General features: G+C 44.4%; 11 protein-coding genes and 4 tRNA genes. All 15 read left to right on the forward strand.

The annotated features are described in order from the left end of the window. Nucleotides 1-12: 12 nt before the first annotated feature. The 15 genes from cysC (at nt 13) to clpB (ending at nt 13955) form a co-directional block, all read left to right on the forward strand. Nucleotides 13-645 (forward strand): adenylyl-sulfate kinase, encoded by a 633-nt coding sequence (gene cysC, locus NEE14_RS01705; RefSeq protein ID WP_251967707.1) that lies wholly within the window; start codon nt 13-15, stop codon nt 643-645. 8 nt (nt 646-653) lie between these two features. Beyond that, nucleotides 654-1565 carry a sulfate adenylyltransferase subunit CysD gene (cysD, locus tag NEE14_RS01710; protein WP_251967727.1) on the forward strand — a complete coding sequence of 304 codons (912 nt, stop codon included), beginning with the start codon at nt 654-656 and terminating at the stop codon, nt 1563-1565. Between the two features lie 65 nt (nt 1566-1630). Beyond that, the gene (locus tag NEE14_RS01715) at nt 1631-1750 is read left to right on the forward strand and encodes a four helix bundle protein (RefSeq protein WP_317259016.1); all 120 of its coding nucleotides are present in this window, start codon (nt 1631-1633) and stop codon (nt 1748-1750) included. Between the two features lie 78 nt (nt 1751-1828). Further along, nucleotides 1829-3298 (forward strand): sulfate adenylyltransferase subunit CysN, encoded by a 1470-nt coding sequence (cysN, locus tag NEE14_RS01720; RefSeq protein WP_251967708.1) that lies wholly within the window; start codon nt 1829-1831, stop codon nt 3296-3298. Nucleotides 3299-3440: 142 nt separating this feature from the next. Next, entirely contained in the window at nt 3441-4544 is a 1104-nt protein-coding gene (locus NEE14_RS01725; RefSeq protein ID WP_251967709.1) for a sulfotransferase family protein, read from the forward strand. A 17-nt stretch (nt 4545-4561) separates the two neighbouring features. Then, a complete protein-coding gene (locus tag NEE14_RS01730) occupies nt 4562-5545 on the forward strand; it encodes a PCMD domain-containing protein (protein WP_422394666.1) in 984 nt (327 codons plus the stop codon). A 40-nt stretch (nt 5546-5585) separates the two neighbouring features. Beyond that, complete coding sequence (gene ligA / locus NEE14_RS01735) at nt 5586-7586, forward strand: NAD-dependent DNA ligase LigA (protein WP_251967710.1); 2001 nt, start codon at nt 5586-5588, stop codon at nt 7584-7586. Further along, on the forward strand, nt 7583-8101 hold the full coding sequence (locus NEE14_RS01740; RefSeq protein WP_251967711.1) for a DUF6913 domain-containing protein: 519 nt from the start codon (nt 7583-7585) through the stop codon (nt 8099-8101). Before ligA ends, NEE14_RS01740 begins: the two co-directional genes overlap by 4 nt. A 51-nt stretch (nt 8102-8152) precedes the next feature. Then, nucleotides 8153-9046 carry a 4-hydroxy-tetrahydrodipicolinate synthase gene (gene dapA, locus NEE14_RS01745; protein WP_251967712.1) on the forward strand — a complete coding sequence of 298 codons (894 nt, stop codon included), beginning with the start codon at nt 8153-8155 and terminating at the stop codon, nt 9044-9046. A 189-nt stretch (nt 9047-9235) separates the two neighbouring features. After that, the gene (locus NEE14_RS01750) at nt 9236-10552 is read left to right on the forward strand and encodes a retropepsin-like aspartic protease (protein WP_251967713.1); all 1317 of its coding nucleotides are present in this window, start codon (nt 9236-9238) and stop codon (nt 10550-10552) included. Between the two features lie 157 nt (nt 10553-10709). Further along, a tRNA-Arg gene (locus NEE14_RS01755) sits at nt 10710-10783 on the forward strand. A gap of 34 nt (nt 10784-10817) precedes the next feature. Further along, nucleotides 10818-10891, forward strand: a tRNA-Arg gene (locus tag NEE14_RS01760). 31 nt (nt 10892-10922) lie between these two features. After that, nucleotides 10923-10996, forward strand: a tRNA-Arg gene (locus NEE14_RS01765). 31 nt (nt 10997-11027) lie between these two features. Further along, nucleotides 11028-11101 (forward strand) — tRNA-Arg (locus NEE14_RS01770). Between the two features lie 265 nt (nt 11102-11366). Further along, nucleotides 11367-13955 carry an ATP-dependent chaperone ClpB gene (clpB, locus tag NEE14_RS01775; protein ID WP_251967714.1) on the forward strand — a complete coding sequence of 863 codons (2589 nt, stop codon included), beginning with the start codon at nt 11367-11369 and terminating at the stop codon, nt 13953-13955. Nucleotides 13956-14037: the final 82 nt, after the last annotated feature.

A 14037-nucleotide genomic window follows, 5' to 3' on the forward strand; every position in this document is an offset into this window, starting at 1 on the left:
AGTAAAGTGAATATGGATATAAAAGAAAAAGGATGTGTGGAAACCGATAATCCGAATCATGTGTATCCTATTTTTGATAGGATGATGAGCCGTGCCGATAAAGAGGAGCTGCTCCACCAGAAAGGTCTGATGGTCTGGTTTACCGGCCTGAGCGGATCAGGAAAAAGCACAATCGCCATTGCGCTGGAAAGAGAATTACACAAGCGTGGATTGCTATGCCGGATTCTGGATGGTGACAATATCCGGAGCGGAATCAATAATAATTTGGGCTTTTCGGCTGCCGACCGGGTAGAGAACATCCGTCGGATTGCAGAAGTCGGACGGCTATTTGTAGATACGGGAATTATTACGCTGGCGGCATTTATCAGTCCGAATAACGATATCCGTAAAATGGCGGCTTCAATTATTGGGGAAGACGATTTTATGGAGGTTTATGTAAGTACACCGATCGAAGAGTGTGAACGGCGTGATGTGAAAGGACTTTATGCAAAGGCCCGCCGAGGCGAGATCGCTAATTTTACCGGTATTTCTGCTCCGTTTGAAGCGCCTGAACACCCGGCTTTGTCATTGGATACCTCGGTTCTCACCTTGGAAGAATCTGTTCATCAGTTATTGGAAAAAATATTACCGAAAATAAGAAAATAAAGATATTTATTATGTCTGATTACAAATTAAGTCATTTGCAGGAATTGGAAGCTGAGTCGATTTATATCATTCGTGAAGTAGCTGCCGAGTTTGAAAATCCTGTTATGCTTTATTCAATTGGTAAAGACTCGTCCGTTATGGTTCGTCTGGCTGAAAAAGCCTTTGCTCCCGGAAAGGTTCCTTTCCCGTTGATGCATATCGATTCGAAATGGAAGTTTAAGGAGATGATTGAGTTTCGTGATAATTATGCCAAGAAATATGGCTGGAACCTGATCGTTGAATCGAATATGGAAGCGTTTAAGGCGGGCGTTGGACCGTTTACGCACGGAAGTAAAGTACATACTGATTTGATGAAAACGCAGGCACTGCTGCACGCGTTGGATAAATATAAATTTGATGCGGCCTTTGGAGGTGCCCGCCGCGATGAAGAGAAAAGCCGTGCGAAGGAACGTATCTTCTCTTTCCGTGATAAGTTCCACCAGTGGGACCCGAAGAACCAGCGTCCGGAATTGTGGGATATTTACAATACCCGTGTGCATAAAGGCGAAAGTATCCGTGTGTTCCCGTTGTCGAACTGGACGGAGCTGGATATCTGGCAGTACATCCGCTTAGAGAATATTCCGATTGTTCCGTTATACTTTGCCAAAGAACGTCCGATTGTCGAGATTGACGGAAATCTGATCATGGCCGACGATGACCGTCTGCCGGAGCAGTATCGTGACAAGATCCGGATGCGTAAAGTCCGTTTCCGTACCTTAGGTTGCTGGCCTTTGACCGGTGCTGTCGAGAGCGATGCCGATACGATTGAGAAGATCGTGGAAGAAATGATGACGACTACCAAGAGTGAACGTACAACCCGTGTCATCGATTTCGACCAGGATGCCAGCATGGAACAGAAGAAACGCGAAGGATACTTTTAAATTGACAATTGACAATGGAAGATTGATAATTACAAGACCAGACTATGAAAAAGGAGAATTTAATAATGGATAAGTCGTTTGCCTTTGCGGTTCGAATTGTCCGACTGTATAAGCTCCTGTGTGCAAGAAGGGAGTTTGTTTTGTCCAAGCAATTGCTGAGATGCGGAACTTCAGTAGGTGAATAATCAGTCTATTGTAAAGGATTGTCAGGAAATTGTTCGATTGTTAATAGCAATTATAAAAACTTGTAAACTGAATATATAATGGATATAGAACAAGATAAGAAATTGTCAATTGGCAATAGTCAATTGTCAATTCGAGAGTTCCTCGATCGGGATGAGCAGAAAGACTTATTGCGCTTTCTGACTGCCGGATCAGTGGATGACGGTAAATCGACGTTGATAGGCCGTCTGTTGTTTGACAGCAAGAAAATATATGAAGACCAGCTGGATGCGTTGGAACGAGACAGCAAGCGTGTTGGGAATGCCGGCGAACACATTGATTATGCGCTGCTGCTCGACGGGTTGAAGGCCGAACGTGAACAGGGTATTACGATTGATGTGGCTTATCGCTACTTCAGTACCAATAACCGCAAGTTCATCATTGCCGATACTCCGGGGCACGAACAGTACACCCGAAATATGATTACGGGTGGTTCGACAGCCAATCTGGCGATTATCCTGGTAGATGCCCGCACGGGTGTGATTACACAAACCCGCCGTCATACTTATTTGGTCTCTTTATTGGGCATCCATCATGTGGTTCTGGCCGTCAATAAGATGGACTTGGTTGATTTCGACAAAAAGGTATTCGACAAGATTGTTTCTGATTATCTGGCCTTTGTCAAGCCATTGGGCATCGAGGATGTAACTTGCATTCCTCTTTCTGCCTTGGATGGCGATAACGTGGTGGATAAGAGCGACCGTACTCCGTGGTACGAAGGCCCGTCGCTGTTGGATTTCTTGGAAACAGTGCCCATTGATAAGGACCGGAATTACGAGAATTTCCGTTTCCCGGTGCAGTATGTCTTGCGTCCAAACTTGGACTTCCGTGGTTTTAGCGGGAAAGTGGCAAGCGGCGTAGTCCGTAAAGGCGACGAAGTCATGGCTTTGCCTTCCAGAAAGAAATCTCGGGTGAAGAGCATCGTAACTTACGATGGAGAGCTCGAAGAAGCTTTTCCGCCTATGTGCGTTACCCTGACACTCGAAGATGAAATTGATGTGTCGCGTGGCGAGATGCTGGTTCACCCCGACGATCTTCCGTTCGAAAAGCGCTGCTTCGAATCCATGCTTGTCTGGATGGACGAAGAACCCATGGATACAAGCAAGCAGTTCTACCTGAAACAGACGACCAATACCACGCGTGCTCGTATCGATACAATCCGGTATAAAGTAAACGTCAATACAATGGAACAGTCGGCCGTTGATCATCTCGAACTGAATGAAATTGGCAAGGTCGTCATTTCTACCAACAAAGAGCTGTTCTTCGATCCTTACACCCAGAACAAGCCGACCGGTTCTTTTATCCTGATTGACCCGATCACCAACAATACGTCGGCTGTGGGCATGATCCTGAATCCGGTAGATGATAATCAGCTAGCTCTCGAAAATGAAAGCAGTATGATTACCCTGAATTTACCCGAGATGGGAATTACTCCGGAACACTATGAAGCCGTCGAAAAGGTATGTAAGGAAATCGAAAGCCGGGGCATTGAGCTGCGGATTATTAAGTGAAAGGATATAAATAATACGACCTTTTAATTGTTTGACAGTTGTCGGAAAGCTTTAGCACAGTTGTCAAAAAGCTTTTTGACATATATGGAAAAGCTTTTCGACGGCTGTGCTAAAGCTAAAAGGTTATTAGATTTGATTAAATATGGGATTACTTCAGTTTGACAAGTTGCCGATAAATACATTGGTAGGTGCCGATTGGGACACCTTTAAGAAGATTACTGACGGGCAATGGATAGGTGATGAGTATAAAGCTAAGTTCCGGTTGACGAAAGCTGTTTGCCGGTTATTGAGTTTATTGAAACCATTTGAAGACCGCCGATACGCTAAACTGGAAAATCAGCCGCTTGAAATGGATCCGCTCTTTATCTTGGGCCATTGGCGGAGTGGTACGACATTTGTACACAATGTCTTTGCTTGCGATAAGCATTTTGGGTACACGACTACTTATCAGACGGTATTTCCGAACTTAATGCTGTGGGGACAGCCTTTCTTTAAGAAGAATATGTCGTTCCTGATGCCCGATCATCGTCCGACCGACAATATGGAACTGAAGGTGGATCTGCCGCAGGAAGAAGAGTTTGCCCTTTCCAATATGATGCCTTATACGTATTATAATTTCTGGTTCTTCCCGCAGAAGATGCTGGATTATTGTGATAAATATCTTTTGTTTAATACGATAACAGAAGAAGAACGCCAGATTTTCATGAAGGCATTTTTGAAGCTGGTAAAAATCTCTTTGCACAATACCGGCGGAACACAATACCTGAGTAAGAATCCTCCTCACACCGGACGGGTAAAGACCTTGCTGGAAATGTTTCCGAATGCCAAGTTTATTTATTTGAAGCGCAATCCATATACAGTCTTTGAGAGTACACGCAGCTTTTTTATCAATACAATCAAACCCTTGAAGTTGCAGCCGATTTCAGATGAAGAACTGATCCGTAATTTTGTGGAAGTCTACAAGCGTTTGTTCTATAAGTTTGAAGACGAGAAACATCTGATTCCGGAAGGCAATTTGGTGGAACTGAAGTTTGAAGACTTTGAAAAGGATGCTTATGGAATGACTGAGGATATTTACCGGCAGTTAAACCTGCCCGGGTTTGAAGAGTCAAAAGACAAGATTGCCCAATATCTGGGGAAGAAGAAGGGATATAAGAAGAATCAATATAAGTACGAAGATGCTACCGTGCATACCGTTGAGGAAAACTGGGGCATGGCTTTGGATAAATGGGGATATTCTTTGTAAGAGAAATGTTGATGGTGATGAGAAAATATATATATATTTGCTGGATGGCGCTCTGCTTGTGGATGTGTCAGGGTCGTCTGGCTGCAGAGGAAATAAAGTCGGTTTCGGATGAAAAGGAGACGTCATTCTTGTATGGTAACATGGATCAATGGCTGGTCCGCCAGATTGAAGAATCGTCTATTATCGGAGGCGAGACGAAATTGCTCTATGAGATTGCCGCCAAAGATACAGTGGTAGGAAATATTGCCTATACAAATGCCGGCGGTTCGCCCTGGCGTACTTCCAATGTGATGGCCAAGGTGGCAGGCATTGTCAAGACAAATGTATCTGTTTTCCCGGAACGTCGGGGAACAGGCTGGTGTGCCCGCCTGGAAACGCGGATGGAAAAGGTCAAGGTATTCGGTATCGTGGATATTGAAGTCGTTGCTGCCGGTTCCGTTTTTCTGGGTAAGATTCATGAACCGATCAAAGGAACAAAGAATCCGCAGAGCATGCTGTTGAGCGGTATTCCTTTCACAAAACGTCCGAAGGCACTTCGGTTCGACTATAAAGTAAAGGTTATGCCGGAGCATCATCGGGTGCGCAGTACGGGATTCAGCCGGAAAACAACCGTGCCGGGTCAGGATTCGATTGCCGTCGTCCTGTTTTTACAGAAACGCTGGGAAGATAAAGACGGGAATGTTTTCTGCAAGCGGGTCGGGACCATGGTTCAGCGTTATGCAAAATCGAGTAACGGATGGGTAAACAACGCGACTTATCCGATTTTGTATGGAGACATCACCAAAGATCCGGCCTACAAAGACTATATGCGCATTCAGGTGGAAGAGCGTTATACCACCAACAGCAAAGGTGAAAGCGTTCCTATCCACGAAATAGGATGGGCCGACAAGAACGAGACACCGACGCACATGATTCTTCAGTTTGTATCCAGCCACGGCGGAGCCTATATCGGTTCGCCGGGAAATACTTTCTGGATTGATAATGTGAAACTGGTTTATTGATTTCAGCAGTACAAAATAAAACGATAAAAGATATTTCAAGATGTCAGTGAAAGAACAAATAGAAGCTTTGCGGAGTGAGCTGGAGCAGCATAATTATAATTATTATGTCTTGTCGGCTCCAACGATTTCCGACCAGGAGTTTGATAAAAAGATGAAAGAGCTTCAGGATCTGGAAGCTGCTCATCCTGAGTATTATGATCCGGATTCTCCGACACAGCGGGTGGGAAGTGACTTGTCGAAAGAGTTCGAACAGGTACAGCACCGCTATCCGATGCTTTCGCTGGGTAATACCTATTCGGAAGAAGATGTGCGCGACTTTTACGAACGTACGGCACGGTCGCTGAATGAACCCTTTGAAATTGTGGCTGAGCTGAAATATGACGGTACGTCGATTTCGCTGTGGTATGAAAAAGGACGGCTGGTCCGCGCCGTGACGCGCGGTGACGGTACAAAGGGAGATGATGTAACGGCGAATGTGAAGACCATCCGTTCTGTTCCCTTGCGTTTAAGGGGAAATGATTATCCAGAAGAGGTGGAAATCCGCGGAGAAGTGTTATTGCCCTGGGCTGAATTTGACCGTTTGAATAAAGAACGGGAAGAACAGGAGGAACCTTTGTTTGCCAATCCGCGGAACGCGGCGTCCGGCACATTGAAACAACAGAATCCGGCCATTGTGGCTGCCCGCAAGTTGGATGCCTATTTATATTATGTATTGGGCGAACATCTGCCGGCCGATACGCATTATGGTAATTTGGAAGCTGCCCGGCGATGGGGGTTGAAAATACCGGATGTGATGAAGATCTGCCATAACCTGCAGGATATATTCGATTACATTCATTACTGGGATACGGAACGGAAGAATCTGCCGGTGGCAACAGACGGCATTGTCTTGAAGGTCAATTCGCTTCGCCAGCAGAAAAACCTGGGATTTACGGCCAAGAGTCCGCGTTGGGCCATCGCCTATAAGTTCCAGGCAGAACGGGCTGAAACCCGTTTGAATTCGGTTTCTTTCCAGGTAGGGCGGACGGGCGCGATTACTCCGGTAGCTAATCTGGAACCGGTGTTGCTGGCCGGAACGATCGTTAAGCGTGCTTCCCTGCATAATGCGGATATCATTGAAGGCCTGGATCTGCATATCGGCGATCAGGTTTATGTAGAAAAAGGAGGAGAGATCATTCCGAAGATAGTCGGTGTGAATACCGAAGCCCGGACAATGATGATAGGCGATAAGGTACGTTTTATCACCCGTTGCCCCGAATGTGGAACACCGTTGGTCCGTCCGGAAGGCGAGGCCGCTCATTATTGTCCGAACGACAGCGGTTGTCCGCCTCAGATCAAGGGACGGATTGAGCACTTCGTTACACGGCGGGCGATGAATATCAACATGGGTCCTGAGACTGTCGAAGATTTATATGAAGCCGGTTGGGTAAAGAACGTGGCCGATTTGTATGACCTGAAGATAACCGACCTGATGTCGCTCGAACGCTGGGCCGAAAAGAGCGCCCGGAATCTGTTGAACAGTCTGAGAGAGTCGAAGTCTGTTCCTTTTGAGCGGGTGCTGTATGCCTTGGGTATCCGTTATGTGGGCGAGACGGTCGCAAAGCGCTTAGCCATGTCGTTCCATTCGATAGACGAGCTGATGCACGCTTCGTTTGAACAGCTGGTGGCAGTCGACGAGATTGGTGATCGCATAGCACAGAGTGTGGTGACTTATTTTGCTGACGAACGGAATCGTCAGATCGTGGAGCGTCTGCGTGCACAAGGCTTGCAGATGGCTGTTTCAGAAGCTGTATTGGCCAATCGTTCCGATCGGCTGAAAGGCCTGACTTTTGTGATCAGCGGTACGTTTTCACAACATTCGAGAGATGAATATAAGACTATGATCGAACAGCACGGCGGCAAGAATACCGGCTCTGTTTCAGGCAAGACCAGTTATATCCTGGCAGGCGAGAACATGGGACCGGCGAAGTTGGAGAAAGCGGCTAAATTAGGTGTTCGTATCATTCATGAAGATGAGTTCTTGAAAATGATAGAAGAATGATACTGTCGCATTATTTCATACGGAAGAAAATTCTGTCGATCTTGGCACAGCCAGCAACCCGTCAGCCGAAAGGTCTGTCTTTGCCGGAGGCAGAACATATACTTCTGGTATATACGTATCCGGACAAAGAAGAAGTAGAGGCTTGTCTGGCTCAGGTGAAGGGGAAACATCAATGGACACATCTGTTATTCTCTGAAGTTCCGGTGCCGGAAACAGCGCTTACTTCAGATACGATTGTCTGTACCAAAAAAGAACTGGATGCCAAAGGTTTCCCTCCGGAGGCTTTGGTGGAAAAAGTAAAATCCGTTAAAGCCGATCTGCTGATTGACCTGACAACCGACGTCTGTTATCCATTATTATATTTGGTGGCACAGCATACGGCCGGAATGAAAGCTGGGGTGAAGAAACCCTTCGGTGAGTTTTATGATTTTTCACTGGCATTAAACTCGCGTGAAAAGATTTCGTATGTATGGCAACAAATCGTATTTTATTTGCAGACATTTCGTACGAAATAATAGAATTTTCTTATTTTTGCAAGAAATATAGAGATTTGTCAATTAAAACTTATGGCGGATATAAATTTAAAAGGGATGGGTGTTGCTTTGATAACCCCATTCAAGGAAGATGAGAGCGTTGACTACGAGGCTTTAGGTCGGTTGGTCGATTATTTGTTGCAGAATGGAGCAGACTATTTAGTCGTTTTAGGTACCACTGCAGAAACTCCGACATTGACTGAAGAGGAAAAGAAAAAGATCATAGAACTGGTTGTAACGAAAGTTCGTCATCGTATTCCAATCGTGTTGGGTGTTGGTGGCAATTGCACAAAATCGGTAGTAGACAAGTTGAAGAACGACAACTTTGAGGGTATTGATGCTGTCCTGTCGGTTGTTCCTTATTATAATAAGCCTTCTCAGGAAGGAATCTATCAGCATTATAAATCAATTGCCCAGGCAACAGATCTGCCTGTTATATTATATAATGTACCGGGAAGAACAGGTGTAAACATGACGGCAGAAACGACCTTGCGACTGGCTCGTGAATTCAAGAATATCATTGCCGTGAAGGAAGCTTCGGGCAATATCACACAGATGGACGACATCATCAAGAACAAACCGAAAGATTTCAATGTGATTTCGGGCGATGACGGCATCACTTTCCCGCTGATTACCTTAGGTGCTATCGGGGTGATTTCGGTCATCGGCAACGCATTCCCGCGTGAATTCAGCCGAATGGTGCGTCTGGCCCTGGCAGGAGATTATGAAAGTGCCCGTACCATTCATCATCGCTTTACGGAATTGTTCAGTCTGCTTTTCATCGATGGTAATCCGGCCGGTGTGAAGAGTATGTTAAGTATGATGGGCTTTGTGGAGAACCGCCTGCGTCTTCCGTTAGTCCCGACACGGATTGTGACATACGAAAAGATTCGCCACGTGCTGCATGAATTAAGCATTAAATGTTAAGCATCCCATAAGCTGAAACGATTCTGATGAGAATCGTTGGCGAAACACCCGAGAATCCATTTCAACTCTAACGAGTTTTGATCTGGCTTCTCGGGTGTTTTGGTTTAACAGTAGGTAACAGTAGATAACTGAAGGTTTGCATCCGTCTGATTATTTTTGCCACAGACTTATTTATTAAACGATATCGAGATGAAAAAGCTTTTGTTGTTTGTGGCCCTTGCTTTGTCTTTCCCTATTTATTCGCAGCAGGCCGATGAGCGTATTGGTAACCTGATTAATCAATCAGACTGGTTTAGTCTGGAAAGTGCTTATCCAGCTTTGAAGGATGCTATGCAAGCTGATTTCCTGAAATTATTATCAGAAGTGATGATTGGCAATTATTTCAATCGTCCGGAAGAAGCGTTGACTGGCATTCAGCAATTACTGACAAATCATCAGGCAGAAATAGGGACTGAGAATGCGCTCGGTCTGGCTATTCTGACTTGCCAGATAGAAGGAGACAAAGGTAATTATGCCGTCGCTGCCGATCGGGCGAAAAGCATCATGGAACAAGTAAAAGCGCAAGGAGGAAATCCGGATGCTTATTCGGCGTTGCAGGCTGTTTATGACTACTATGATAAGTTGCGCGATATTCCGGCTCCCGAAGTAGAAAGACCTGCCACAGACGTTTCAGTTCCGGTTTCAATAGAAAAAGTGAAATTACCCGTATCTGTTGATCCTAAAGGTGAACGAGGAACGCATATCTTGATACCGGTGAGCATTCATGGAAACAACTATCGCTTCATCTTTGATACCGGGGCCGGTACAAGTTATATGTCTGAACAGTTTGCTCGTCAAGTCGGTGTTCGGATCGTAAATGATTCTTTAATGATCAATCAGGGTTTGGAAGGAGCAGCCAGGGGAAAGATGGGAACATTGGACAGTATGCAGATTGGTGATATGACGTTCCGGAATTCGCTGATTGCTGTCGCTACATCAAACAAACTGGATAGTATCATGACGGTCGATGCTGTTTTGGGAATGGATTTTATCCGTCTGTTTGATGAGTTTCGTATTTATCCAAAAGAAGGGCGGATAGTGTTTCCTATTGTTCCGGAAAAACTTCCTTCCTCTGGGCGGAACTTATTGCTTTCTGATAAAGCCTTAAAACTAAAAGCTGAATCACAGGGAGAATCTCTTCGGCTACATTTTGATACAGGTTGCACGACGGCAGGCTTGTACTATACCTATTATAATAAGCATAAAGAAGAATTAGATGCTGTTGGTAAAAGAGAAATACGTACCGGAGGCGGTTTTAATGTGATTCGTAAAAGTGAAATCCTGTGTTTGCCTGCCTTTACGATGACAGTCGGAGGAACAAACATGGAATTGCGGAATCTTGCTGTCAATATTGATGAGGCCGGTATTCAGATCGCAGGAGACGATGGAATAATAGGAATGGATCTGGTAAATCCGTTTCATTGTGTTGTCGTTAATCTGAAAGATATGTTCTTGAAATTAGAGTAAAAAGCAATCTTGATGATAAATGTTTATAATACATGAAATTGCCTCATGACGATATGGGAGTGGCAGTCTGGCTACGAAAATAATGCATAAAATCTTCCCGGAAACGCTTGTTTATTTAGAAATAATATCTAACTTTGCACTCGCAATCGAGAAAAATGGCTCGCTAGCTCAACTGAATAGAGCATCTGACTACGGATCAGAAGGTTATAGGTTTGAATCCTATGCGAGTCACTTCTTCAAGTTTGCGAGTTCTAATTTACAGAATGGCTCGCTAGCTCAACTGAATAGAGCATCTGACTACGGATCAGAAGGTTATAGGTTTGAATCCTATGCGAGTCACTCTTCAAATTTGAGAGTTCTAATTTACAATGGCTCGCTAGCTCAACTGAATAGAGCATCTGACTACGGATCAGAAGGTTATAGGTTTGAATCCTATGCGAGTCACTTCTTCAAATTGAGAATTCTAATTTACAATGGCTCGCTAGCTCAACTGAATAGAGCATCTGACTACGGATCAGAAGGTTATAGGTTTGAATCCTATGCGAGTCACATAAGCGGAGACTATTTGATGGTCTTCGCTTTTTTTATGCCTGCATATTTCTCCTTCTTGGATGGTGCGAGTGAGACGGATATAGATCAATATCCAGTTTTATGTGTTGTTTTGTCACATAAAATGGACGATAAGGCAGTTTTAGTATCTTTATGAACCGATTCATTATGACAAAACGTCATTATTGGGGTTTGGCACTCGTTTTGTAAAGATATAGGTGTAATCGATCTATAAAAAGAGAGATGAGAAAGGAGAATTAGATATATGAATTTTAACAATTTTACAATTAAAGCACAAGAGGCTGTCCAACAAGCAGTGCAGTTGGTTACGCAAAATGACCAACAGGCAATCGAGGCAGTTCATTTGCTGAAGGCTGTTATGATGACAGGTGAAAGCATTACGAATTTCCTCTTCCAGAAGTTGGGTATTAATCAGCAGAATGTGATGAGGGCTGTTGATGCTCAGATTGCATCGTTGCCTAAAGTATCAGGAGGTGAACCCTATTTGTCGAGTGAATCAAATGCTATCTTACAGAAGGCAATTGATTATTCTTCGAAGATGGGAGATCAGTATGTGTCATTGGAACCGATCATCCTGGCTTTGTTTACAGAGAAAAGTGTAGCTTCACAGATATTGAAAGACGCAGGTGTTACCGAAGAAGAATTGCGGAAGGCAATTGAAGAATTACGTAAAGGAAACAAGGTAACAAGTCAGTCGGCTGAAGATACGTATGAAGCTTTAAGTAAATACGCCATCAACTTGAATGAACGGGCCCGTAGTGGTAAGCTGGATCCGGTAATCGGACGAGATGAAGAAATCCGGCGTGTACTTCAGATTCTGAGTCGTCGTACCAAGAATAACCCGATCCTGATTGGTGAACCGGGTGTTGGTAAGACCGCCATCGCAGAAGGACTGGCACACCGAATCATTCGAGGCGATGTTCCTGAAAACTTGAAATCAAAGCAGATCTATTCATTGGATATGGGTGCTTTGATTGCCGGAGCCAAATACAAAGGTGAGTTTGAGGAACGTTTGAAGGCTGTTGTAAACGAAGTGATGAAATCAGACGGTGAAATCATTCTGTTTATCGATGAAATTCATACGTTGGTGGGTGCCGGAAAAGGAGAAGGCGCTATGGATGCTGCCAATATCTTAAAACCGGCCTTAGCAAGAGGTGATTTGAGAGCTATCGGTGCTACTACCTTGGATGAATACCAGAAGTATTTTGAAAAGGATAAAGCCTTGGAACGTCGTTTCCAGATTGTCATGGTAGATGAACCGGATGAAGTGGATGCCATTTCTATCCTTCGTGGTTTGAAGGAGAAGTATGAAAACCACCATAAGGTTCGTATTAAAGATGACGCTATCATTGCTGCCGTTCAGTTGTCAACACGGTATATTACCGATCGTTTCTTGCCGGATAAAGCCATCGATTTGATGGATGAAGCTGCTGCCCGTCTGCGTATGCAGATGAACTCAGTGCCGGAAGCGTTGGATGAAGTATCTCGCCGTATCAAACAGTTGGAGATTGAGCGTGAAGCGATCAAACGTGAAGATGATAAGGACAAACTGGAACAGTTGAATAAGGAAATCGCAGACCTGAAAGATGAGGAAACCAAACAGAAGGCTCAGTGGGAAAACGAAAAGTCATTAATCAACAAGATCCAGCAGGATAAGATTGATATCGAAAACTTGAAGTTCGAGGCTGAAAAAGCGGAACGTGAAGGCGATTATGGAAAAGTTGCCGAAATCCGTTACGGTAAGATCAAGGAAAAGGAAAACGATATCAAGGAAGTGCAGGAAAAACTGCATAGCATGCAAGGTGGTGCAGCTATGATCAAGGAGGAAGTCGACAGCGATGATATCGCAGAAGTCGTTTCTCGTTGGACCGGAATACCTGTCACCAAGATGATGCAGAGCGAAAAAGATAAGCTGTTGCATCTGGAAGAGGAATTGCATAAGCGGGTAATCGGACAGGATGAAGCTATTCATGCTATTGCGGATGCAGTTCGTCGGAGCCGTGCAGGCCTGCAAGATCCGAAACGACCGATCGGTTCTTTCATCTTCTTAGGTACGACGGGTGTAGGTAAAACAGAATTGGCTAAGGCGTTGGCTGATTATCTGTTTAATGACGAAAACATGATGACTCGTATTGATATGAGTGAATATCAGGAAAAGTTCAGTGCGACTCGTCTGATTGGTGCACCTCCGGGATACGTAGGATATGATGAAGGCGGTCAGTTGACAGAAGCTATTCGTCGTAAACCTTATTCGGTTGTTTTGTTTGATGAAATCGAAAAAGCTCATCCGGATGTATTCAATATCTTGTTGCAGGTATTGGATGATGGTCGACTGACGGATAACAAGGGCCGTACGGTAAACTTCAAGAATACCATTATTATTATGACAAGTAATATGGGTTCTTCCTTGATTCGGGAAAACTTTGAAAAGATAACCGATGCCAACCGGAATACGGTGGTTGAAGAGACTAAAAAACAGGTACTCGAATTGTTGAAGAAAACTATTCGTCCGGAATTCTTGAATCGTATTGACGAAATCATCATGTTCACACCGTTGAACGAAAAGGAAATTCGTGAAATAGTAGGTTTGCAGTTGAATGCGGTGAAGAAGATGGTTGAGAAGAACGGTATCGACTTGCAGTTTACAGATGCTGCTCTCGACTTTATCAGTCACGAAGGTTACGATCCGCAATTCGGTGCACGTCCTGTTAAACGAGTTATTCAGCGGTATGTCTTGAATGAGTTGTCAAAAGAGATCTTAAGTGGTCATGTTGACCGGTCTCGTCCAATTGTGATCGACCGCAATGGTGATGGACTTATCTTCAAGAATTAAAGCGTATATTCATGAAGTAAAATAGAAGCCTTGGTTGCTGCAAAGCAGCCAGGGCTTTTTTTGTGCCTTTCTTATTGCTGTT

It is taken from the genome of Parabacteroides sp. AD58 (assembly GCF_023744375.2).
Lineage (GTDB): Bacteria > Bacteroidota > Bacteroidia > Bacteroidales > Tannerellaceae > Parabacteroides > Parabacteroides absconsus.